The sequence below is a fragment of the Amycolatopsis sp. NPDC004378 genome, assembly GCF_053602455.1.
Genome location: NZ_JBSGDR010000005.1, coordinates 131,800 through 153,156, shown reverse-complemented (window position 1 = coordinate 153,156; position 21,357 = coordinate 131,800). Strand labels below are relative to the sequence as shown.

Sequence of the window (21,357 nt, the reverse complement as noted above, 5' to 3'; positions counted from 1 at the left end):
TTCAACCGGCCAGCGCGAGCAGTTCGCCGATTGCCGCCTCCGGACCGCCGTAGGTGAGGTGGGCGATCGCCAGCATCGGGGCGATCACCTGGCTCCAGGCGTACAGCCGGTCGCCGTCGAGGTCGCACGCGGTCGCGACCCGGTGGCATCGGGCTCCGACACCCTCGGCTCCCGCGCCGGCCACCACGTAGTCCACGGCGTCGAAGCACGGATCGCCTGTGCACGCCTTCGGGTCGATCGCGACCAGGCCGCGTGACGGGCCGCCGTCCAAGGCGTTACCGAGGTGCAGGTCGCCGTGCAGCAGGACGACGGTGCGCTGCGTGTCCAGCAACGTCTCACAACGCCGTTTTGCCTGCTGCCACAGGGTTTCCGGAATCCGTGCGCCGATGGCCGGTTCGGACAGCCTCCGGCCGATCCGGGCGAACGCTTCGTCGCACCGGCCGCGCAGGCTCCACGGCCATGGCCCGGGTGCGGGAACGGCGTGCAGTGCGGCGAGCAGCTCTCCCCACTGCCGGGGCAACGACGTCGGCGGCAGATCTTCGGCCGCGGTGCCGGGCAATATCTCCTCGAGGACCATCGCCCCGGCCTCGGGATCGGCCGCCAGCACAGCGGGAACCCGGCCTGACGGGGCGAACACTCGCAGCATTTTCACCTGCTTGGCCAGCAGGGTTCCGTCCGGACTGAGTTTGAGCGCGGCTGGAGTGCCGTCAGGCCAGCTGCAGCGCAGGACGACGGACGAAGCGCCGCTCTCGAACAGCTCGCCGGGCACGAAGCCCCACCGGGACGCCAACCGCGCGGCGAGGTCCGGGACCTCGGCGAGCCAACCGTCGGCCTCAGGGCCGAACCGCCGCACCAGCCGTGCGCTCACGTCTTCCATGTCCATCGCGGTCAGTCCTCGCGACCCGGGCTGGGTGCGGCCGGAGCTTCCAGCGGATCGGGCTCCGTCCACGCCAGCTGAACCAGTTCCCGGCCGCCGCGCCGGACCGAAGTCACCCGGCCCGGCATCAGGGGCGACGGCCAGACACCGCCCAGTAGCGGGCCGGCGCGGAAGTCGCCGTTGCCGACCACGCTCGGGGCCTGGATGCTCGCCAGGGTCTTCAGCGCTCCGTGTTCGAGGGCCTCCGCCGCTCCTTCCGTGCGGCGGGCGAGCACGACGTGAAGCCCGACGTCCTTCGACTGGGGGATGAACTCGCGCAACGGCTCAAGCGGGTCGTCACTGCCCTGGGTGACGAGCTCGGCGTCGTCCACGACCACGTACAGGTCGGGGCCCGACCACCAGGTGCGGTTCTTCAGCTGCTCCTGCGTGACTTCGGGTCCCGGCAGGCGTCGCCGCAGCGATTGACGGACGTCTTCGAGCATGGCTACGAGCTGGTTGGCCGAAACCGCGTAGCCCAGCAGGTGCTCCGTCGCGACGTAGCCGAGCAGGGTGCGGCGGTAGTCGACCAGCAAGATCACCGCCTCCGCCGGCGTGGCGCGCTCGACGATGCCGCGCAGGATGGTGCGCAGCAATGTCGTCTTGCCCGATTCCGGTCCCATCAACGCCACGAAGTGCGCGTCGTCGGCGGGACGCCAGACGCTCGGTGTTCCGTCCACGGCTATTCCGAGCGGCACGGCGCCCGGCTCGGAGGCCGGTACGTCGGCGCACGGAACTCGAGCCGGCATGGATGTCAACTGCCGGATCAGCTCGGGCGGCAGGTCGTCGAACGGCACCGGGGCGGCGCCGCCGAGCGTGAACCGCGCGGCGGCGAAGCGGGAGCCGGCGAAGAAGAGGGCGCCGCGGAACTCCGTGCCGCCGTCGAACCGCGCCGACGTGAACACCGCGTCGCCGCCGAAGGTCGCCGACGTGAAGTCCGAGCCCCGCTCGAACGCGACTCCGGTGAAGTCCGCTTCCGCGGTGAACCTCGCCGAGCCGAACCCGGCCGTGCCGGTGAACGCCGTGCCGTCGAAGCGCGCTGCGCCCACGAACGTCGCCGTCCGGAAGGTGGCCGCCCGCACCCGGCAGCCGCTCAGGTCGAAGTCGAGCAGGCTTGCTCCGGCCAGGTCGAGGTCGGTTCCGGGCCAGAAGCGGTCGTCCGGTGCCCCGGGGCGCAAGTGGGCCGCCAGCACGTCGCTGACGGCCTGCCTGACCCGGCCCTGCTGCACGACGCGCTGTTCGCGGCTGTCGGCGGCGTCGGCGGCCGCGTCGGTGAACATGCGCAGGTAGGCACAGAGGACGTTCACGATCGTCTGCCGTTGGCCCGGGCTGCTCTGACCCAGGCGGTCCAACGCGTACAGCCCGCCGAGCTGTACTGCCAGCCGCTCCGAGCCCAGCTGATCGACCGCCGTGCTGTAGAGCTCCGTGAGCCGCCGTTCCGCGGCGTCCAGGCGGGTGTCCTCGGCCATCCGCTCCTGCAGCGCGTGCGTGCGGGCCACGGCCGCCTGGTCCAAGTCCTTCTGCTGCAGGCTGATCTCAGCGCTCCGCTGCCGGCGGGCGGCGAGCAGCAGGGCGGCCGCCCCGCCCGTTCCGACCACGATGGTGCCGGCCGTCTTGATCGCCTCGAGCTGGTTCCGCTCCTGTGCGTCGCCGTGGCCGAACGCCGTCAGCAACCACACCGCGACCGCTACCCCCAGGACCACGATCACCGCGGACGCGAACCAGATCATCCGGATCGACAGGACCCGGTAGGTGATCGCCGCCGGTTCCGGGTCGCGGGTTCCCTCGCCACTCGCCATGCCGATCACCGTAAGGCAGGCCTCGCGGGCCGCGAGTGGTGAAGCGGCGCCTGGCGAGCCGTGGGCTCGCCAGGCGCCGGTCGTCAGGCGGGGTTGTCCAACGTCAACGCCGTGCAGCGGATTCCGCCGCCGCCCTTGCGGAGTTCCGTCGTGTCCAGCTCCGTCACCGTCAGCCCCAGCGATCGCAAGTCGGCCGCGAGCCGCGGGGCGCCCGACGTCATCGTCACCGTGTGGCCGTCGCTGATCAGGTTCAGCGCGAATGCCGCCGCCTCCGCGGGAGCCACGTCGATCAGCTCCACGCCCAGGCCCCGCAACGTGCGCAGGCTCGGTGCGTCCAGTGCCGCGGGGTTGTACGCCAGGACCGAAGGGGCGATCACCGCCACCGCCAGGTCCAGGTCGTACCACTGGGCACTCGTCGTCCGCAGGGGGACGATCTCGTAGTCCAGCCTGGCCAGCGTGCGGAACGCCCGGATGTCCGTGCGCTGGCCGTGGGCCGCCAGCAGCAGCGGGCCGCACGCCAGGGCGTCGCCCTGGCCGCTGAACGCGTAGCGCGTCGACTCGACCTCGAAGCCGTGGGATTCCAGCCAGGCCCGGTGGTGGGGGGTTTCCGCCGCCCGCTCCGGGGGGAGCGTCGCCAGCACCGCCCGGTCGCCGCGGACCACCGCCGCGTTCGCCGTGTACGTCATGTCGGGGCACGCCGGGTCCGCGTCGACGAACTCGATCTTGCGGCCGGCCGCCAGGTGGGCCTCCACGATGTTCTCGTGCTCCGCGATCGCGGCGTCGACGTCCGGCTGGACGCCGACGTGCATGTACGGGTTGATTTCGTATTCGATGCGGAAATAACGCGCGGAGCACATCAAAAGCCGTTGGTGGGTCATGGGTCACTCGTTTCGTCGGACGGGCGGGGTGGGCCTGCGGCGGAACCCGGGCCCGGGAGGCGCGCGGCCGACGAAGCGAGTGAGCGGCGTCAGCCCAGGCCGCGCAGCCGGAACAGCTCGATCGTCATCAGGTAGTCCGGCTGCGACCGGGCCGCTTCGATGCGCTGCGCGACCGTCGTGGCGGACGGGGACGGCCGCATCGCCGAGCTCACGGCACGGACCAGTTTGGCGATCATTTCTTCTCCCTGTAGGTGATGCGGGACAACGGATTTCAGGGTGCCCGGGGACGGGCCCGCGGGTCTGGCCAGATCCGGACAGCTTCATCGCGTGGCGTTGAGGAAGCCGATGACGACCGCGCCCCACCAGCACAGCTGGGACACCGCGGTGGTGAGCCCGCCCTGGACGAGCAGGCGGGCCGGGACCGGGCCCTCGACCAGCGCCATGCGCTTGCCCAGTACCGTCGCGCGCACGCCGTTGACGGCCAGGACGCCGACCAGGCAGAGCTTCACCACCGTGGCCGCGGACCCGAGGTCCGGCGAGAGCAGCGCACCGCTCGCGACCAGGCCCGTCAAACCACCCCACACCAGCAGGTGCAGCCGGGACGCGCTGTGGACGGCCTCGCCGAACGCCAGGCGCCCCAGCGCCCACAGCGCGAAGAAGTAGTCCGCGACGAGCACCGCGCCGAAGCCGAGCACGAGCGACGCGAGATGCGCGAACAACGCGACGTCGTGCCAAGCCGTCGTGGGCCGCAGCTGCGTCGACAGCCAGATCGCCGCGCCGAGCAGCATGATCGAAGCAGACATCGCGTAATAGGCCCCGTAGCGTCGTAGAGCACTGGGGCGCGGCGCGAGCGGCGGGGCGACCCGCACCGGGATGCCGTTGTCGAGCATGTCCTTGTCCTTCCGGGAAAGCCGTGGGAACGGGCTCCGCCGGAACGACCGGGGCGAAACCGGCCTGCGTCAGCGGAAAATCCGTGCTGTGCTGATTACAGGCCATCGCGGACTTGGCTGGGAGCGTTGTCCGGAAAGGAAAATCAAACCGGGGCGAACGAGGAGACGACGAGGACGGCGGCGCCGTTGCCGGACCGTCCGGGTCTAGGCGGACACGGGCCCGGCGAGGGCCGGGAGGTCGTGCTCGCCGGTTTCGGCGATGCCGAGCACGAATTCGCGCACCGGTGCCGGGACGCCGTGGAGGTACGGGTCGGCGTGCGTGAGCAGCCCGGCGTCGGCGATCTCCTCGGTCAGCTCGTCCGGTGCCGGCGGCAACGCGGCGAGCTCGCCGGGCGGCGTCTGCGCGAGCAGCTCCAGCAGCTCCCGGGCCGCCGGGCCGAGCGTGCGGTAGGCGGAGGCCAGGGAATCGCGCAGGGACAGGTCCCCGACGCTCAGCCAGTCGACCGTGTTGCCGTTCAGGCGCCATTCTTCGACGACCCGCCGCAGGGTCAGCCGCGGCCGTGAGGCGATCTTCCGGATCGCCAGGTCGAGCGCGAGCGGCAGGTCGCCGCACAGCTCGGCGAGGCGGTCGCAGTCGGGCCCGGCGGACACGGCCAGGTGCGGGAGCGCCGCGGTGATCATCGCGATCGAGTCCCCGCGCGGCAGCGGGATGAGCTGCAGGCGGTGGACGTCGCGCAGGCCCAGCAGCCGTTTGCGGCTGACCAGCAGCGTCGTGCTCGTGGTGGTCTCGGCGAGCAGCGGGCGCACCTGGTGCTCGTCCCGGACGTGGTCCAGCACGACCACGAGCCGGCGTTCGGCCAGGAGCGTGCGGTAGAGGCCCGCGCGGTGGTCGAACGTGGTGGCCAGCTGGTCGTCGTCGACACCGAGGGCCCGCAGGAAGCCGTCGAGGACGTCCGCGGGTGCCGGTGCCGCCGGTGCGCCGCCGCCGTGGCGCAGGCCGCCGAGGTCGGCGTAGAGCTGCCCGTCGGTCTCCGCCGCGATGGCATGCGCGTAGTGCAGGGCGAGGTCGCTCTTGCCGACGCCGGCCGGGCCGCTGATCACCACCGGGGTGTCGCGCGGGGACCGCAGCCAGGCCAGCTCGGTCGTCCGTCCGGTGAACCCCCGCGGCCGCTGCGGTAGCTGCGCCGGGTGCGGCGGGGTGCCGCGGCGCTGGAACAGCGTGGGTCTTCTTCGGCGGCCCCCGAACGGGGGCTGCGTATAGCCGCTCGTGGCCGCGTGCCAGTGCCGGCGCCACGCCTCGTCGTCGCCGCCGCACGCGGCGACGAACGCGAGGGTCACCTGCAGCGAGGGCATCCGGTTGCCGCTCGCCGCGCTGGAGAGCACCGACGACGAGAACATCGCCGAGCGCGCCATTTCCCGGTAGGTCGGGTTGCCGGCCCGGGCGCGCAGTTCCCGCAATTCGCGAGCGAACTGGGTGGCGATGCCACCGGACGTGTTGACGGGTTTTTCTGGTCTGCCCATGTGAATCCCTTTCCCCTTCTCACTCAGCGTCGCTCTTCGCGGTCGGTGTCTCTTCCGCTCATTGGCGGCCTTGTTAGCCCGTTCGGGTATCACGTTGACGTTTTGCGATTATTCCTGGTACTTGTTTACGCCGATCCGGCGAATGGGGGCAAAGTTCGACGGCCGCCCGCGCGCGGCAGGCGGCCGTCGAGGGGGCCGGCTCAGGCGGCGGCCGGGCGCCGGGCCGTCATGCCGAGCAGGGCGCACAGCGCCGCGACCAGGCCCAGCACGCCGCACACCCACCAGACGCCGTTGCCCAGCGCGACCCACGCGGCGACGCCGAACAGCGGCCCGAGGGCCATGCCGAGGCCGAACGTCGCCTGGTGGGCGCTGATGTAGCGGGCCTTGACGGCGGCCGGGAACGTCGACGGGTAGGCGAACATCGTCGGCCCGTTGATCATGATCCCGAAGACGAACACGACCGTGCACAGCACGAGCGCGACGGCCGAGCCGCCGCTGATGCCGAACCCGGCGACCCCCAGGCCCATCAGGACGGTCCCGGCGGTGGCGGCGACGTGGCCCGGCCAGCGCGTGACGTACGACGTGATCTTCAGCTCGCACAGGATCAGCACGGCCGACGCGGTGACGAGCACGACGCTGTAGAGGCCGGCGGAATGGCCTTCGGCGGTGATCTTCAGCGGCAGCGAGACCGTGTACTGGACGTAGATGACCGAGCCGATCAGCACCGACGCGAGGAAGAACCAGAACCGCCCGTCGCGCAGCAAGGTCGCGTACGCCGCCCGGGTGCCGCTCTTTTCGCGCGTCGCCGGCTCGCGTTCGACCCGGCGGTCGGGCAGCAGCCGCAGCGCCATGACGGCGTAGAGCACCGCGGTGGCGGAGTCGAACCACAGCAGGAGGTTCCAGTCGAGGAGGATCAGCCCGGCCGCGACCAGCGGGCTGAGCGCCGCGCCGAGGTTGAGCGCGATCCGCATCATCGAAAAGCCCATGACGCGGTCGTCTTCGGGCATCAGCTCGCTGAGCAGGACGGCCGCCGCGGGCCGGTACGCCTGGGTCGCGAGGCCGGCGAGGAGCATCGCGGCCATCAGCGGGACGAACAGCGCGGGACGGCCGAACACCGGCACGACGGCGAGGATCGCGGCCGAACCGGACATCGCGGCGGCGATCGTCGCCCGCGGCCCGGCGCGGTGGACGAGCTCGCCGCCGACGAGCCCGCCGAGGACCGAACCGATGCTGTAGGCGGCGATGACCACGCCCGCCTGGCCCGCGGAGAAGCCGCGGAAGACCAGGTACAGCACCATGAACGTCTGCACGAACGCGCCGAGCTGGTTGACGAGCACGCCGCCGAGCAGGTAGCGCACCGGCGCCGGCGTCCGGCGCAGGACGGCGCGCACGCCGGCGGGTTTTTCGGTGGTGGTCACGGCCGAGCCTCCAGGTGGCTTGCGAAGAGGGGGTGCCGCCCCTTGATCCGGGGTGACGGCTTCTTCATTGCAGCGGCCTGGCCGGTTGACCGGCAGAGTTGTCCCCGCCGGAAAATCAATTCCGGCGTGATGTGGGCAACTGAAGATTCGGAGGGTGACGCGGTTGTCGCGGATTTCGTCTTACCCGCGCCCGGCCGGACGCAGCGGTTGCTGCATCCGGCCGGTATCGGAAAATCAGAGCCCGACGATCATTTCGTGATCGATTTCGACGAACTCGGTGATCAGGTCCGCGAACTTGCCCGCGATCAGTTCCTTGTAGGCCGCGGAACCGGTGTGGGCGTCGTAGGCGGCCTGGTCGGCGAAATGCTCCACGAACAGCAGGTAGTCCGGCTTGGCCGGGTCGCGGTACACGCGGAAGGACACGGTGCCGTCCTCCTGCCCGGGGCCGAGCGGCGCGAACTCCTGCACGAGCCGCTCCGCCTCGGCCTGCTTGCCCGGCTTGAGGGGGATGGGGAACACCTTCGCCAGCATGGGGGGAACCTCTCTTGTCGTGCGGTGCGCGGTCGGCGCGCCGCCGGTCGGGAACCACTCTGCCGGGCAGGTCGGAGCGCGTCCGGCCACATCCGGACACGATCGACGTGTCCGGATGTGGCTAGCGCGGGTGGTGGCCGATCGCCTAAACCTGGGGCATGACGACTTTTTCGGCCGTGGTCACGACCGGTATCTACTGTCGTCCCGGGTGCGGGGCGAAGCCGCTCGCCGAGAACGTGAAGACGTTCGAGCTCGCCGCCGAAGCCGAGGCGGCCGGGTTCCGGGCGTGCCTGCGCTGCCGCCCCTACCGCGTCGCGGGCCCGGTCGGCGCCGACGCGCCCGAGCTGGTGTGCCGCGCGGTGCAGCTGATCATCGCCGGGGTGCTGGACACCGGGACGGAGGCGGCCCTCGGGGAGCGGCTGGCCGTGTCGCCGCGGCACCTGCGCCGCCTCTTCCGGGACCACCTCGGCGTGACGCCGGACGGGCTGGCCCGCTCGCGGCGGGCGCACTTCGCGCGGCGGCTGCTCGACGACTCCGACCTGACCGTCGCCGACATCGCGTTCGCGTCCGGGTTCGGCAGCCTCCGCCAGTTCAACCGGGACATGAAGCTGGTCTTCCGCGCTTCGCCGGTCGAGCTGCGCAACCGGCGGCGCAAGGCCGACCGCCTCGCCGCGGACGGCGGCCTGATGCTGCGGCTGCCGTTCGCGCCGCCGCTGGACTGGGCCGCGCTCAGCGGGTTCCTGGCCGAACGCGCGGTCCCCGGCGTCGAGTCGGTGCTCGACGGCGTCTACCGGCGCACCATCAGCCTCGACGGCGAGGCGGGCGTCATCGAGGTGCGCCTCGGCGGGGCCGACCACCTGCTGCTCACCGCGCACATGCCGTTCTGGGAAGGCCTGATCCACGTCGTCGACCGCGTCGGGCGGATGTTCGGCGTCGACGCCGACACCGCCCCGGCCGTGAGCGCTCTCGCCGGCGATCCGGTGCTGGGCCCGTTGCTGCGCGCGCGGCCCGGGCTGCGGGTGCCCGGCGCGTGGGGGTTCTTCGAGGTCGGCGTGGAAGCCGTGCTGAGCCAGTACGGCGTCCGGACGCGGGTGCGGCGGCAGCTGGCCGCGCTGGTCGAGGCGGCGGGCCAGGCCGTGCCGGGCCTCGAGCACGGTCTCACCCACCTGTTCCCCTCGGCCGAGACCCTGGCCCAGGCGGACCTGTCGGCGGCCCGGCTCCCCGCGAAAACCGAGCGGACGCTGCGCGCGTTCGCCGCCGCCGCGGCCGCCGACGAGCACCTGCTCGACCCCGGCGCGAGCCTGGCCGACTGCACCGCCGGGCTGACGGCGCTGCCCGGCATCGAGCAGAGCACCGCCCAGGAGATCGCGCTGCGGCTCGGGTACGCCGACGCGTTCCCGGCCACCGAGCGCACGCTCGAGACGACGGTGCTCGACCACGACCCCGCGGCCGACGCCGGCCGGCTGGCCGCCGCGTGGCACCCGTGGCGCGCGTTCGCCGCCACCCACCTGATCACCGCCGGCCTGCCGACGCCGGCCGGCTGACCACCCCGAAAAGGAGAACGGATGTCCACGAACCGGCGGGAGCTCGCCGAAAAGCTGCGCGCCCTGCACGAGGGCACGCTGGTGCTGCCGAACGCCTGGGACGCCGCCAGCGCGGCGCTCGTCGCGGGGGCCGGTGCCCCGGCGATCGCCACCACGAGCGGCGGGGTCGCCTGGTCGGCGGGCCGCCCCGACGGGCACGGCCTGACGCGCGCGGAGATGGCCGAGCTGGTCGCGCGGATCGTGCGCGTCGTCGACGTGCCGGTGACCGCCGACATCGAAGGCGGCTACGACGACGTCGCGGCGACCGTCCGGGCGATCGTCGAGGCCGGCGCGGTGGGCGTCAACCTGGAGGACTCGACCGCGCCCGGCGGCCCGCTCTTCGCCGTCGCCGAGCAGGCCGAGCGGGTTCGCGCGGCCCGCGCCGCGGCGACGGCGGCCGGCCTGCCCGAGCTGTGGATCAACGTCCGCACGGACGTCTACCTCTTCGGCATCGGCGAGCCGGAGGGCCGCGTGGACGACGTCCTGGCGCGGTCGGCCGCCTACGCCGAAGCGGGTGCGGACAGCCTGTTCGTGCCGGGCCTGGTCGACCTGGAGATCCTCAAGGGGCTGGTGAAGGAGAGCCCGCTGCCGGTCAACGTGATGGTGTGGCCGGGAGCGCCGACCGTCGCGGAGCTGGAAGCGGTCGGCGTCCGCCGGGTCAGCGTCGGCACCGCGATCGCCCAGGCCGCCTACGGGGTCGCGCGGCGGGCCGCGGCCGAACTGCTCGAGCACGGGACCTACGGCGCGCTCGAAGGAGGCCTCGACTTCGGGGCGGTGAACGGCGCCGTCACCCGCTGAGCACCGGCGAACGGGCCGCGACCGGGGTCGCGGCCCGTTTTCGTGTCCACTCCCGTTCACGGTCCATTGATTTTCCTTGGTGGACAACCGTTTCCATCAATTAATGCGCTGGCTTCAATCACTTCCACAACCGAGAAGAAGACCTCGAGGGAAGTGATGTGATGACCGTAGTCGAGCCGCTGCCCGTCCGGCCGCCCGAGACCGCCTCGGAGATCCTCGCCCGGGCGCAGGCCCTGGCCCCCGTGCTGCGGGAGCGCGCCGAAGAGATCGAGCGGGCCCGGCGGCTGCCCGCGGACGTCGTGGACCTCCTGCGCGGCACCGGCGTGTTCCGGATGGGGTTCTCCCGCGCCCACGGCGGGCCCGAGCTCACCTCGATCGAGCAGACCGAGGTGATCGAGGCCCTCGCCCACGGCGACGCCGGCGCCGCCTGGTGCGCGATGATCGGGTCGGACACCGGCCTGTACGCGTCCTTCCTGGACCACGCCGTCGCCGAAGCGATGTTCCCCAGCCTGGACATGGCGACCGCGGGGCTGCTCTTCCCCAACGGCCGCGCGGAAATCGTCCCCGGCGGCTACCGCCTGACCGGCCGCTGGCAGTTCGGCAGCGGGGTCACCCACGCCGACTGGGTCGTCTCCGGGGCGTTCCTCTACCGCGACGGCGAGCCCGAGCACGACTCGATCCTGCTCATGGTGCCGAAGGCCGACGTCGAGGTGCTGGACACCTGGCACACCACCGGCCTGGCGGGCAGCGGCAGCTGCGACTACGCGATCACCGACGTGTTCGTGCCCGCCGAGCACACGCTCGTCTTCGCCGAAGTCCGCGGCGGCTCGGGTCCGCTGGCCCAGCCCGAGGTGCACATGCGGAACATGCCGGGCGTCGCGCTCGGCGTCGCCCGCGCCGCCCTCGACCACGTCACGGACACCGCCGTCGCCGCCGGGCGTGAGGACGACTACCGCACGCAGACCACGATCGCCGAGTGCGAAGGCGACTTCGCCGCGGCTCGCGAGGGCGTCTACGGCGCGCTGCGGCGCCAGCAGGAAGTCCTCGTCGCGGGCGGCACCCTCGACGACCTGACCCCGCGCGAACGGGCCGCCCTGCCGCTGTCGCGGCGGCACGCGTTCCGCACCGCCCGCTCGATCGTCACCCGTCTCTACGACCTCGTGCAGACGTCCGCGATCTACCGGCCCTCGCCGCTGGACCGCTGGCTGCGCGACACCACCACGATGTGCCAGCACATCGTGGCGCAGGACCGGATCCTGCAGACCGCCGGCGCCCACCTCCTCGGTGGCCGCCCCGCGTTCCCGCTGGCCCTCGGCATCACCTCGAGCCGGCGCTGACTCACCCCACCCCACGAAAAGGAAGACACCCATGCGAAAGCTCCGGGCCGCCGTGTGCGCGGCCGCCGTGCTGGCCGTGACGCTCACGGCGTGCAGCACGCCGTCCGGCACTACCGCCCCGACCCCGGACGGCGCCGCCGCCCCGGCCGCGGCGGCCATCGACCGCGACGCCGTCATCAGCTACAGCGAGACCGAACCGGCCAGCCCGCTGGTTCCCGGCAACACCACCGAGGTCGGCGGGATCAGCGTGCTGGGCACGCTCTTCCGCGGCCTGATCGAGTACGACGCCAAGACGGCCGCCCCGCACAACGCCGTCGCGGACTCGGTCACCACCACCGACTCCAAGGTGTGGACGATCAAGCTCAAGGACGGCTGGACGTTCCACGACGGCACGCCCGTCACCGCGAAGAGCTTCGTCGACGCGTGGAACTACACCGCGTATTCGCCGAACCTGATGGCCGGCGCCAGCTACTTCTCGCACGTCGAGGGCTTCGCGCAGGTCAACAACGCGACCGCGGACGGCAAGCAGCCGGCCACCCTGCCGGCCGCGAAGACGCTGTCGGGCCTGAAGATCGTCGACGACAGGACGTTCACCGTCACCCTCGACGCGCCGTTCTCGGAGTTCGGCGTCCAGCTGGGCTACGCGGCGTTCTTCCCGATGCCCGCGAGCTTCTTCGCCGACCGCAAGGCCTTCGAGGCGCACCCGATCGGCAACGGGCCGTTCGAGTTCGAGTCCTACACGCCGGGCAAGGACCTGGTCGTCAAGCGGTTCGACGGCTTCGCCGGCGCGCAGAAGCCGAACATCGGCGGCATCGACTTCCGCTTCTACACCGACCTCGACAAGGCCTACGCCGACGTCCTGGCCAACAAGCTCGACTTCCTCTCCTTCACGCCGTGGACGTCGACCCAGGGCGGCAAGATCAAGAAGGACCTGCCCGACGACCGCCGCAAGACCTACACCTACCTCGGCTACCAGGCGATCGCGTTCCCGCTGTTCGACAAGCGCTACGACAGCCCGCAGTTCCGCCAGGCGATCTCCATGGCCATCGACCGCAAGTCGCTGATCCAGCAGGTGTTCAACGGCGGCCGCACCCCGGCCGACGGCCTGGTCGCCCCGAACGTCCAGGGCCACCTGGACAACCAGTGCGGCGAGCTGTGCACCTACCAGCCGCAGAAGGCCAAGCAGCTGTTCGACGCCTCGGGCTTCACCGGTGACATCGAGCTGACGTCCAACATCGACTCCGGCAACCAGGAGTGGATGGAGGTCATCTGCAAGCAGATCCAGGCTTCGCTGGGCCACACCTGCAAGTTCACCCCGCAGACCACGCTGGGCGAGTTCCGCAAGAAGCTCAACGACCGGTCCGTCACGGGCATCTACCGCTCGGCGTGGGTCGCGGACTACCCGTCGATCGAGAACTTCCTCAACCCGCTCTTCCGCACCGGCGCGGCCTCGAACGTCGGCCAGTACTCGAACCCGAAGGTCGACGACCTGCTCAAGCAGGCCGACGCGGCGCCGTCGCAGCAGCAGGGCCAGGCGCTGTACCAGCAGGCCGAAAAGCTCGTCCTGCAGGACATGCCGACCATCCCGATCTGGTGGCAGTCCGGCACCGCCGCGTGGGCGTCCCGGCTGCACAACGTCCAGCCCACCCAGTTCCGCGAGCTCGACCTGTTCAGCGTCACCGTCAGCAAGTAGCTCCGTGCGGCGCGCCGCGACCCGGCGCGCCGCACGTCGATCCCGGAAAGAAGAACAGCGATGACTGTCCACGAAGTGGATGTCCTGATGATCGGGGCCGGCCCGGCGAACCTCGCGCTGGCCGTGGCCCTCGAGGAGTGCGGCCGCTCCGGCGTGGCCGGCGGCGCGATGGTCCTCGAGCAGTACGAGGACGTGAAGTGGCAGCGGAACCTGATGCTGCCGTGGGCGCGCAGCCAGGTGTCCTACGTGAAGGACCTGGTGACCCTGCGCAACCCGCGCAGCCGCTTCTCCTTCCTCAACTTCATGCACGAGCGCGGCGAGCTCGACGAGTTCGTCAACCTCGGCACGTTCAACCCGTTCCGCTGGCAGGTCTCGGCCTATCTGCAGTGGGTGGCCGACTCGCTGGAGCAGGTGAAGGTGCGCTACAACGCCCGCGCCGAGCGCGTCCTGCCGATCCACTCGGAGTCGGGCCGGGTGCTCGGCTTCACCGTCCCGCTGTCCGACGGCGACACGATCCTCTGCCGCGACCTCGTCGTCGGCGGCGGCCGCGACGCCCACGTGCCCGAGGTGTTCCGCGGGCTGCCGGCCGAGCGGGTCGTGCACAGCACGGAGTTCAGCACCCGTGTCGCGGAGACCGTCGGGCTGGCCCGGCCGGGCAAGGCGCTGCGGCCGGTCGTGGTCGGCGGCGCGCAGAGCGCGGCCGAGATGTTCATGGCCCTGCACCATGAGGCGCCGGGCTCGTCGCCGACGCTGCTGCTGCGGTCGATCGCGCTGAAGGACTACCAGACCAGCAAGTTCGTCAACGAGCTGTTCTTCCCGTCGTTCGTCGACGAGTTCTTCACGATGTCCGACGAGGCCCGGGCGAAGGTGCTGGAAGAGATGCACCTGACCAACTACGGCGGCCTCGCCGCGCCGTTCCTCGAAGAGCTCTACACCATGCTCTACAAGCAGAAGATGCTCGGCCAGCCCGTCTCGACGATCCGCGGCTCGGCCGACGTCGTCGGCGCCCGCGCCGAAGGCGGCGAGATCGTGCTCGACGTCCGCGACCTCAAGCACGACACGGTCGAGCGGGTGCACTGCGACGCGGTCTTCCTCGGCACCGGCTTCGACCCGCGGATGCCGTCGATGGTCCGCGGCCTGGCCGGCGCGATCGGCCTGGACGGCGTCACCGTCAACCGGCAGTACCGCGCCGACCTCGGTGAAGACGCCCACGGCGCGCTGTACCTGCAGGGCGTCAACGAGGCGACGCACGGCATCTCGGACTCGCTGATCAGCGTGCTCGCGCAGCGCTCGGCCGAGATCGCGGGCGACATCGTCGAGCGCCGCGCCACGGGTGCGGGTCCCGACGACGACCTCCGCCGGTCCGACGAGTCCGTGGTGGTGGCGGTATGATCGACATCCGCTCGCTCGACCGCGAAAACCTGGAACGCGCGTACGGGCTCGACTCCCAGCGCCTGCTGCCCTGGCCGCAGCTGAACGCGCCGTTCGAAGGGGCCTGGTGCGTCCTGCGCCCGGGCACGACGTCCACGCCGCACGCCCACCACGAGTACGAGATCTTCATCGCCGTCTCCGGCAGCGCGACGCTGGTCGTGGACGACGAGCCGCACCCGTTCACCGCCGGCGACGTCGTCCGGCTGCCGCCGGGTTCGAAGCACTGCGTCGCCAACGAGGGTGACGCGGACTTCGAGTACTACGGCGTCTGGTGGGACACCGAGATGGCCGCGCAGTTCACGGCCCGCCACGAAGCAGGCGTGTCATGAGCTCCCGCACGGTCGTCATCTCGCCGGCCCCGACGGCGAACGGCGACCTGCACCTCGGGCACATCGCCGGCCCGTTCCTGGCCGCCGACGTGCACACCCGCTACGCCCGCTCGCAGGGCCGGGAAGTGTTGCTGGGCACGGGGTTCCAGGACACCTCGACGTTCGTGGTGACGACCGCGCACCGGCGCGGCGTCACGCCGGCCGAGCTGGTCGCGACCTCCGCCGCGCAGATTTCCGCGAGCCTCGAAGCCATGGGCATCGGCGTCGACGGTTACACCGGCGACGACGCCCGGTTCACCCGGTGGGTCGCCGAATTCGTCGGCCGGCTGCACTCGGCGGGCAAGCTGGAGCTGCGCACGATGAAGTTCCCGTACTCGTCGCGGACCGGCGAGTTCCTCGTGGACGGGTTCGCGTCGGGCAGCTGCCCGGAGTGCCTGGCCGAGGGGTGCGCTGGGCTGTGCGAGAGCTGCGGGCAGCTCGTCGCCGCGGGGGAGCTGCTGGACGTCCGGTCCACTTTGGACCCCGCGGACCCGGTGGAGCTGCGGGAAGCGGACGTGCTCGTGCTGCCCGTCGAGCGCTACCGCGAGCAGCTGCGGGCGCACTTCGAGGCGCACGCCTCGGGCCTGCGGCCGCACATGGCGCAGGCGATGGCGGCGATGCTCGCGCGGCCGTTGCCGGACTTCCCGGTGACCTACCCGATCTCGTGGGGCATCGAGGTGCCCTTCCCGGAGGTCGCGGGGCAGCGCGTCAACCCCAACGCCGAGCCGATGGCGTGGAGCATGCACGCGACGGCGCTGGCCGCGGAAGCGCGGTCCGGCCGGCCGGGTCCGGAAGACGCGCTGTGGCTCGCCGGGGCGGGCTCGGAGATCGTGTACTTCCTCGGGTTCGACAACATCTACCCGTTCGCGATCGCCGGCCCGGCCATGCTCTTCGCGCTCGACGGCCGCTACGAGGTGCCCACGCGGTACCTGACCAACGAGTTCTACGAGCTGGACCACAAGAAGTTCTCCACCAGCCGCGGGCACGTGGTGTGGAGCCGGGAGCTGGCCGCCGAGGTGCCGCGCGACCTGATCCGGTTCCACCTGGCCGCGACCAGCCCGGAGCACCAGCGGACCAGCTTCAGCCGGGACGCGCTGGCGAGCGTCACGTCTTCGCGGCTGGTCGAGCCCTGGAACCGCGTCGCGGACAAGGTGAACCGCTGGACCGGGCGGGGCCCGCTGCCGGTGTCTTCGCGGTCGCGCCGCGCGGCTTCGCGGATGGCCGAGCGGTTCGCGGCGTCGTACGAGCTGGCCGGGTTCAGCCTGAACCGGGCGGCCGAGGCGATCACCGAGCAGCTGGCCCGGCTCGACCGCCGCGAGGTGACGGCCGCGGACGCCGGCGACTTCTGCTTCGAGGTCGACCGGCTGCTGCGCGGGGCCGCGCCGATCCTGGTGGACCTGGCGGCGCGGGTGCTCGGCCCGGACGCCGGGGCGGACGCGGAGTCGTTCACCCCGGTCGCGCTGCCGCGGCTGCGGGAAGCGGGGGCCGGGCGGTGAGCACGGGCACCTGGCAGGACAGCGCGTCGCTTTTTCGTGAAAGCGAAGGGCATCACTTTCCCGGGAAAGCGACGGCTGGGGGCCTCCGGGTCGTCGTGGTCGGGGCCGGGATCACCGGGCTGCTCACCGCGATCCGGGCCGTGCTGGCCGGGCACCGCGTGGTCCTCCTGGAACGCGGCCCGGTGCCGCACCCCGGGGCCACCTCCTTCGACCAGCACCGGGCGCTGCGGGCGCTCGTCGTCGGGGACCGGGCCGCCACCCGCCGGGCCGCCGAGCTGCACCGGCGGTGGCGGGAGCTGGACGCCCTGCTGTGCGACCACCTGCCGGGTGCCGGCCTCTACCGGCGCGTCGGGGTGCTCCAGGCCCTGCCGCCCGGGCAGATCCCGGCGGCCGTCGCCACCGCGGCGGCCGCCGGGGTCCCGGTCCGGATCGTGCACCCGTCCGCCTACCCGCTCGTCGGCTTCCCGCGCGGCAGCGGTGCCGTGCTCGAGCCGCACGCCGGGACGCTGCTCGCCGACCGCGTGCTGCACGCCGCGGCCCGCTGGCTGCGGCACCACCCGGACGCCGAGCTGCGGCCCGGCCGGGAGGCCGTCGCCGTCGACGCCGACCGGGCGCGGGTGGAGCTGGCCGACGGCAGCGCCGAAACCGGCGACGTCGTGCTCGTCGCCGCCGGGCCGTGGACCGGGGCGCTGGTCGACCGGCCGGTGTTCCTGCACCGGCAGACGATGGTCTACCTGCGCCCGCCCGCCGCGCTCGCCCACGCCTGGGCGGCGACGCCCACCGCGGGCGGCATCGGCGCCGACGGGCGGGCGTGGCTGCTGCCGTCGGTGGCGGGCACCCTGCTCAAGGTCAGCACCGACGCCGTCCGGCGCGAGGTGCGCACCCTGTCGGGCCCCGATGACGACGCGGGCTGGGCGGCGCGCGTCCTGGCCGCCGGCGTCGTGTCCGATGTGGACGGTTACGCCGTCGTGCGCGTCAAGCACTGCCACTACGCCACGGCCGAAGACGGCGACACCGGCTTCGTCCGCGTCGGGGCCGCCGCGTGGGCCCGCCCGGCCAGCGGCCCCGACGGCTTCCGCACCGCCCCGCTGGCCGCCGACGACGTCGTCGCCGAACTGGCCGGCCCCGCCCTCGTTCCCCTGACCCGAAAGGACTTCCGATGAACCCGAACCCGGGTGCGCTGCTCGTCATCGGCAGCGGTCTCAAGCTGTACCGCGAATACCTCGTCAAGTCCGTCGCCGACCGCGCCCGCGAAGCCGGGCTGCGGCTGGTCCTGATCAACAACCTCAAGCCGACCTGGCAGCACGAGTACTTCGACGACATCACCGTCGTCAACGTCTTCGACCACGCGCTGCTGGCCGGGACCGCCCGCGAGCTCGCGACCCGCTACACCGTGGCCGGGGTGCTCTGCTGGGACGAGCCGCTGGTGATGCCCGCGGCGGAGCTGGCGGCCGAGTTCGGCGTGCCGGGCCTGAGCATCCCGGGTGTGCACGGCTGCCGCGACAAGCACAGCTGCCGCGTCCGGCTCACCGAGGCCGGCCTGCCGCAGCCCGGCTTCCACCTGGCCGCCGACCTCGACGACGCCCGCGCGGCGGTCGCCCGGATCGGCTTCCCGGTGGTCGTCAAGCCCCGTGCGCTCGGCGCCAGCATGGGCGTCTCGCTCGCCCGGGACGCGGCGGAGTTCGACGCCGCCTACCGCGTCGCCCACGAGGCCAGCCTGGTCGGCGACGAGCCCTACCGCGGCGGCGCGATCGTCGAGGGCTTCGCCGACGGCCCGGAGATCAGCATCGACGGCGCCGTCCACCAGGGCGAGTACCTGCCGATGTTCGTCGCCCGCAAGAGCACCGGCATGCCGCCGTTCTTCGAGGAGACCGGCCACCTCGTCGACGCCGCCGACCCGCTGCTGCGCGACGAGGAGCTGCTGGGCGTGCTCGCCGACGCGCACAAGGTGCTCGGCATCGAGAACGGGATCACCCACACCGAGGTCCGGCTGACCGCCCGCGGCCCGGTGATCATCGAGGTCAACGGCCGGCTCGGCGGCGACCTCATCCCGTTCCTCGGCAAGACGGCCACCGGCATCGACCCGGGCAGCGTCCTGTTCGACGTCGCCACCGGCCGGCGCCCGGACGTCACCCCGACGCGCTCGGGGGTGGCCGGCATCCGGTTCGGCTACCCGGACCACGACTGCGTCGTGCACTCGGTCGAGGTGCCGTGGGACGCCGACGGCCTGGTCACGGCGTCGCCGATGGTCGAGCCGGGCACCACGCTGCGGCTGCCGCCGGGCGGCTACATCGCGCGGCACTCGTTCGTGGTGTGCAAGGCGAACGACGCCGAGACGTGCCGCGGCCGGCTGGAGCACGCGGCTTCGCTCGTCGAGCTCGACGCCGTCGAGATCGAGCCGCCGCCCGCGGGCACCACCCTCGCCATGCCGGCCGGGCTCCTGGACGTGGACGAATGAGCATCCACTACGACGGCCGCCGGTTCCAGGCACTGGGCGGCGGCGACGGCACGTACGCGGAATACCGCCAGCAGGGGAACCTGGTCTGGGCGGAGTTCGCGGGCGGGCACGTCCTGCGCGGCACGGTGACCGGCACCTGCGACGCCGGCGGCGTCCTGCGGCTGGCCTACACGATGGTCCTGCGCGGCGGCGAGGTGATCGCCGGGCACAGCACCAACACCCCGCAGTGGCACGGCGGCACGCTCGTGCTGCGCGAGGTCTGGGAGCGCTACGGCGAGCACGCGGCCACCGGCGTCTCCTACCTCGAGGAGATCCCGCAGGCGGTCGCGTCATGACCAGGTGGGACGCGCTGCGCGGGCTGGGCGAGCTCCGGTTCCCCGGTGACCCCGGCTTCGCCGCCGTGGCCCCGGTGAACCGGCGGTTCGCCGCCACCCGCCCGGCGGCGGTGCTTTCGGTGGTGCGCGCCGACGACGTCGCCCGCGCCGTCGAGTGGGCCCGCGCGGAGTCGGTGCCCGTGTCCGTCCGCGGCGGCGGGCACAGCTACGCGGGCCACTCGGCGGGTCCCGGCCTGGTGCTCGACCTCGGGGGACTGTCCGGGATCCGCGTCGACCGCGGCACCGGGCTGGTCACCGTCGGCGGCGGGACGCCGATGAAGGCGCTGTACGCGGGGTTGCGCCCGTGGGACCTGACGTTCCCGCTCGGCAACTCCGACACCGTCGGCATCGGCGGCCTGACCCTCGGCGGCGGCGTCACGACGATCTCCCGCGCGCACGGCCTCACGTGCGACGCGCTGGTCTCGACCGACGTCGTGCTCGCGTCCGGCGAGGTCGTCACGGCGTCCGCCACGGAGCACCCGGACCTGTTCTGGGCCTGCCGCGGCGGTGGTGGCGGCAACTTCGGCGTCAACACGAGCTTCACGTTCCAGGCGCGGCCGGCCCCGGCCGGTTCGACCTGCGTGGTGCTCTGGGCGTGGCCGCACGCGGTCGAGGTCCTGGCGGTGCTGCAGGAGATCATGCTGGCCGCGCCGGAGGAGTTCTCCGCGCGGATCGGCATCGCGCGCTCGGCGGGCGAAGACGGCGTGGTCTCCGTGGTGGGCCACCACCTGGGCCCGGCGTCGGAGCTGCGTGAGCTGCTGGCCCCCGCCTTCGCCGTCGCGGCACCCGACCGCGTGGACGTCGAGGACCGCGACTTCTGGGAAGCGGCCCGGTTCCTGCATCACGCCAGCGAGGGCGGGGCGTTCGCCGTCCGCACGCGGTGCACGCCGCACGCGATCGCCGACGCCGGGCTGGAGGCGCTTGTCCGGGCCGTCGAAAAGTGGCCCGGCAGCGGCAACCCGGACGGGGCCGGGGCCGCGTTGTTCGCCTGGGGCGGGGCGATCGGCCGTGTTCCGGTGGCCGGCAGCGCGTTCCCGCACCGAGATACGAAGTTCCTGCTGAGCCTCGACACGTCGTGGACTTCGGACGACTCGCCGGGCGTCGTAGCGGCGAACCTGGACTGGCTGCACGCGCTGCACGCCGAGACGGGCGAGTTCGCGCCGGACGCGTCGTACGTCAACTTCACCGACCCGGACCTCGAGGACTGGCGCGGCGCCTACTACGGCCCGAACGCCGCCCGGCTCGCCGAGGTCAAGCGCCGGTACGACCCGGACCGGTTCTTCGAGTTCCCGCAGGCGTTGTGATGACCGATCTCCGCGGTGCCATGCGCACCTTCGCGACCGGCGTGTGCGTCGCCACGACGTACCTGGACACGCCGGGCGGGCGGCGGCACGACGCCGTGACCGTCAACTCGCTGGGGTCGATTTCGCTGGACCCGCCGCTGGTCTCGCTGGCCTTCCGCCGTGAATCCGCGTTCCTCACGGATCTCCTGGTGACCGGCGCCTGGGTGGTGTCCATCCTGCCGGCGGGCGCGCGCGAGCTCGCCCGCCGGCTCGCCGGGCCCCGCGCGGCGCGGGCCGCCGAAATCGCGGCCCTGCAAGCGAAACCGGGGGAGCGGACGGGCGCGCTCGTCCTCGACGGCGCGAGCTGGCTGGAATGCGCCCTGGCCGAGAAGTTCGACCTCGGCGACCACACGCTGGTCGTCGGGGAGGTCCTGGCGACCGGCCACGACCGGCACGCGCCGGCCCTGGTGTTCGTGCACGGCGGCTACCACACGGTCACCGACCCGCGGCAAGTCTCCGGGCCCGGGCAGTGGGGCGAAGCGCTCTAGGGGGTGATGTCCGAATACGGCTAGCCCGGGCCCCGGCG

The 21,357-nt window shown here is 72.5% G+C and carries 20 protein-coding genes; 12 read left to right on the top strand and 8 right to left on the bottom strand.

Features of this window, described 5'->3' with window-relative positions; all coding sequences use genetic code 11:
- Position 1 precedes the first annotated feature (1 nt).
- The 8 genes from ACWEN0_RS18305 to ACWEN0_RS18270 all read right to left on the bottom strand — a co-directional run bounded on the left by ACWEN0_RS18305 (position 2) and on the right by ACWEN0_RS18270 (position 7,950).
- Entirely contained in the window at positions 2 to 883 is an 882-nt protein-coding gene (locus ACWEN0_RS18305) for an aminoglycoside phosphotransferase family protein (RefSeq protein WP_451974592.1), read from the bottom strand.
- Positions 884 to 888: 5 nt separating this feature from the next.
- A complete protein-coding gene (locus ACWEN0_RS18300) occupies positions 889 to 2,712 on the bottom strand; it encodes a pentapeptide repeat-containing protein (protein ID WP_451974590.1) in 1,824 nt (607 codons plus the stop codon).
- An 83-nt stretch (positions 2,713 to 2,795) separates the two neighbouring features.
- Positions 2,796 to 3,590 carry a dimethylarginine dimethylaminohydrolase family protein gene (locus ACWEN0_RS18295; RefSeq protein WP_451974588.1) on the bottom strand — a complete coding sequence of 265 codons (795 nt, stop codon included), beginning with the start codon at positions 3,588 to 3,590 and terminating at the stop codon, positions 2,796 to 2,798.
- Between the two features lie 89 nt (positions 3,591 to 3,679).
- A complete protein-coding gene (locus ACWEN0_RS18290) occupies positions 3,680 to 3,826 on the bottom strand; it encodes a hypothetical protein (RefSeq protein WP_451974586.1) in 147 nt (48 codons plus the stop codon).
- A gap of 84 nt (positions 3,827 to 3,910) precedes the next feature.
- Positions 3,911 to 4,480, bottom strand: a complete 570-nt coding sequence (locus ACWEN0_RS18285; RefSeq protein ID WP_451974584.1) for a hypothetical protein — start codon at positions 4,478 to 4,480, stop codon at positions 3,911 to 3,913.
- A gap of 204 nt (positions 4,481 to 4,684) precedes the next feature.
- Positions 4,685 to 6,001 carry a helix-turn-helix domain-containing protein gene (locus tag ACWEN0_RS18280; RefSeq protein WP_451974582.1) on the bottom strand — a complete coding sequence of 439 codons (1,317 nt, stop codon included), beginning with the start codon at positions 5,999 to 6,001 and terminating at the stop codon, positions 4,685 to 4,687.
- A 200-nt stretch (positions 6,002 to 6,201) separates the two neighbouring features.
- Positions 6,202 to 7,419, bottom strand: a complete 1,218-nt coding sequence (locus tag ACWEN0_RS18275; RefSeq protein ID WP_451974580.1) for an MFS transporter — start codon at positions 7,417 to 7,419, stop codon at positions 6,202 to 6,204.
- A 234-nt stretch (positions 7,420 to 7,653) separates the two neighbouring features.
- Positions 7,654 to 7,950 (bottom strand): putative quinol monooxygenase, encoded by a 297-nt coding sequence (locus tag ACWEN0_RS18270; RefSeq protein ID WP_451974578.1) that lies wholly within the window; start codon positions 7,948 to 7,950, stop codon positions 7,654 to 7,656.
- Positions 7,951 to 8,108: 158 nt separating this feature from the next.
- Between ACWEN0_RS18270 and ACWEN0_RS18265 the strand changes: the two genes are divergently transcribed.
- The 12 genes from ACWEN0_RS18265 to ACWEN0_RS18210 all read left to right on the top strand — a co-directional run bounded on the left by ACWEN0_RS18265 (position 8,109) and on the right by ACWEN0_RS18210 (position 21,319).
- Positions 8,109 to 9,494 carry an AlkA N-terminal domain-containing protein gene (locus ACWEN0_RS18265; protein ID WP_451974576.1) on the top strand — a complete coding sequence of 462 codons (1,386 nt, stop codon included), beginning with the start codon at positions 8,109 to 8,111 and terminating at the stop codon, positions 9,492 to 9,494.
- A 21-nt stretch (positions 9,495 to 9,515) separates the two neighbouring features.
- The gene (locus tag ACWEN0_RS18260; protein ID WP_451974574.1) at positions 9,516 to 10,331 is read left to right on the top strand and encodes an isocitrate lyase/PEP mutase family protein; all 816 of its coding nucleotides are present in this window, start codon (positions 9,516 to 9,518) and stop codon (positions 10,329 to 10,331) included.
- A gap of 161 nt (positions 10,332 to 10,492) precedes the next feature.
- Entirely contained in the window at positions 10,493 to 11,668 is a 1,176-nt protein-coding gene (locus ACWEN0_RS18255; RefSeq protein WP_451974572.1) for an acyl-CoA dehydrogenase family protein, read from the top strand.
- A gap of 31 nt (positions 11,669 to 11,699) precedes the next feature.
- Positions 11,700 to 13,361, top strand: coding sequence for a peptide ABC transporter substrate-binding protein (locus ACWEN0_RS18250; RefSeq protein ID WP_451974570.1), 1,662 nt, complete (start codon positions 11,700 to 11,702; stop codon positions 13,359 to 13,361).
- A gap of 60 nt (positions 13,362 to 13,421) precedes the next feature.
- A complete protein-coding gene (locus tag ACWEN0_RS18245) occupies positions 13,422 to 14,753 on the top strand; it encodes a SidA/IucD/PvdA family monooxygenase (protein WP_451974568.1) in 1,332 nt (443 codons plus the stop codon).
- Complete coding sequence (locus ACWEN0_RS18240; RefSeq protein WP_451974566.1) at positions 14,750 to 15,121, top strand: cupin domain-containing protein; 372 nt, start codon at positions 14,750 to 14,752, stop codon at positions 15,119 to 15,121. Before ACWEN0_RS18245 ends, ACWEN0_RS18240 begins: the two co-directional genes overlap by 4 nt.
- The gene (locus ACWEN0_RS18235) at positions 15,118 to 16,656 is read left to right on the top strand and encodes a class I tRNA ligase family protein (RefSeq protein WP_451974564.1); all 1,539 of its coding nucleotides are present in this window, start codon (positions 15,118 to 15,120) and stop codon (positions 16,654 to 16,656) included. The genes ACWEN0_RS18240 and ACWEN0_RS18235 overlap by 4 nt, the downstream gene beginning before the upstream one ends.
- Positions 16,653 to 17,819 (top strand): NAD(P)/FAD-dependent oxidoreductase, encoded by a 1,167-nt coding sequence (locus tag ACWEN0_RS18230; RefSeq protein ID WP_451974562.1) that lies wholly within the window; start codon positions 16,653 to 16,655, stop codon positions 17,817 to 17,819. Before ACWEN0_RS18235 ends, ACWEN0_RS18230 begins: the two co-directional genes overlap by 4 nt.
- Positions 17,816 to 19,114, top strand: coding sequence for an ATP-grasp domain-containing protein (locus tag ACWEN0_RS18225; protein WP_451974560.1), 1,299 nt, complete (start codon positions 17,816 to 17,818; stop codon positions 19,112 to 19,114). The genes ACWEN0_RS18230 and ACWEN0_RS18225 overlap by 4 nt, the downstream gene beginning before the upstream one ends.
- Positions 19,111 to 19,449, top strand: a complete 339-nt coding sequence (locus ACWEN0_RS18220; RefSeq protein ID WP_451974558.1) for a hypothetical protein — start codon at positions 19,111 to 19,113, stop codon at positions 19,447 to 19,449. Before ACWEN0_RS18225 ends, ACWEN0_RS18220 begins: the two co-directional genes overlap by 4 nt.
- Positions 19,446 to 20,792, top strand: a complete 1,347-nt coding sequence (locus ACWEN0_RS18215) for an FAD-binding oxidoreductase (RefSeq protein WP_451974556.1) — start codon at positions 19,446 to 19,448, stop codon at positions 20,790 to 20,792. Before ACWEN0_RS18220 ends, ACWEN0_RS18215 begins: the two co-directional genes overlap by 4 nt.
- Positions 20,792 to 21,319 (top strand): flavin reductase family protein, encoded by a 528-nt coding sequence (locus tag ACWEN0_RS18210; RefSeq protein WP_451974554.1) that lies wholly within the window; start codon positions 20,792 to 20,794, stop codon positions 21,317 to 21,319. Before ACWEN0_RS18215 ends, ACWEN0_RS18210 begins: the two co-directional genes overlap by 1 nt.
- Positions 21,320 to 21,357 lie beyond the last annotated feature (38 nt).

Coding starts and splice junctions, on each gene's coding strand:
- ACWEN0_RS18305 (WP_451974592.1), bottom strand. CDS start 883: ATGGACATGGAAGACGTGAGCGCACGGCTGGTGCGGCGGTTCGGCCCT.
- ACWEN0_RS18300 (WP_451974590.1), bottom strand. CDS start 2,712: ATGGCGAGTGGCGAGGGAACCCGCGACCCGGAACCGGCGGCGATCACC.
- ACWEN0_RS18295 (WP_451974588.1), bottom strand. CDS start 3,590: ATGACCCACCAACGGCTTTTGATGTGCTCCGCGCGTTATTTCCGCATC.
- ACWEN0_RS18290 (WP_451974586.1), bottom strand. CDS start 3,826: ATGATCGCCAAACTGGTCCGTGCCGTGAGCTCGGCGATGCGGCCGTCC.
- ACWEN0_RS18285 (WP_451974584.1), bottom strand. CDS start 4,480: ATGCTCGACAACGGCATCCCGGTGCGGGTCGCCCCGCCGCTCGCGCCG.
- ACWEN0_RS18280 (WP_451974582.1), bottom strand. CDS start 6,001: ATGGGCAGACCAGAAAAACCCGTCAACACGTCCGGTGGCATCGCCACC.
- ACWEN0_RS18270 (WP_451974578.1), bottom strand. CDS start 7,950: ATGCTGGCGAAGGTGTTCCCCATCCCCCTCAAGCCGGGCAAGCAGGCC.
- ACWEN0_RS18265 (WP_451974576.1), top strand. CDS start 8,109: ATGACGACTTTTTCGGCCGTGGTCACGACCGGTATCTACTGTCGTCCC.
- ACWEN0_RS18260 (WP_451974574.1), top strand. CDS start 9,516: ATGTCCACGAACCGGCGGGAGCTCGCCGAAAAGCTGCGCGCCCTGCAC.
- ACWEN0_RS18255 (WP_451974572.1), top strand. CDS start 10,493: ATGACCGTAGTCGAGCCGCTGCCCGTCCGGCCGCCCGAGACCGCCTCG.
- ACWEN0_RS18250 (WP_451974570.1), top strand. CDS start 11,700: ATGCGAAAGCTCCGGGCCGCCGTGTGCGCGGCCGCCGTGCTGGCCGTG.
- ACWEN0_RS18245 (WP_451974568.1), top strand. CDS start 13,422: ATGACTGTCCACGAAGTGGATGTCCTGATGATCGGGGCCGGCCCGGCG.
- ACWEN0_RS18240 (WP_451974566.1), top strand. CDS start 14,750: ATGATCGACATCCGCTCGCTCGACCGCGAAAACCTGGAACGCGCGTAC.
- ACWEN0_RS18235 (WP_451974564.1), top strand. CDS start 15,118: ATGAGCTCCCGCACGGTCGTCATCTCGCCGGCCCCGACGGCGAACGGC.
- ACWEN0_RS18225 (WP_451974560.1), top strand. CDS start 17,816: ATGAACCCGAACCCGGGTGCGCTGCTCGTCATCGGCAGCGGTCTCAAG.
- ACWEN0_RS18220 (WP_451974558.1), top strand. CDS start 19,111: ATGAGCATCCACTACGACGGCCGCCGGTTCCAGGCACTGGGCGGCGGC.
- ACWEN0_RS18215 (WP_451974556.1), top strand. CDS start 19,446: ATGACCAGGTGGGACGCGCTGCGCGGGCTGGGCGAGCTCCGGTTCCCC.
- ACWEN0_RS18210 (WP_451974554.1), top strand. CDS start 20,792: ATGACCGATCTCCGCGGTGCCATGCGCACCTTCGCGACCGGCGTGTGC.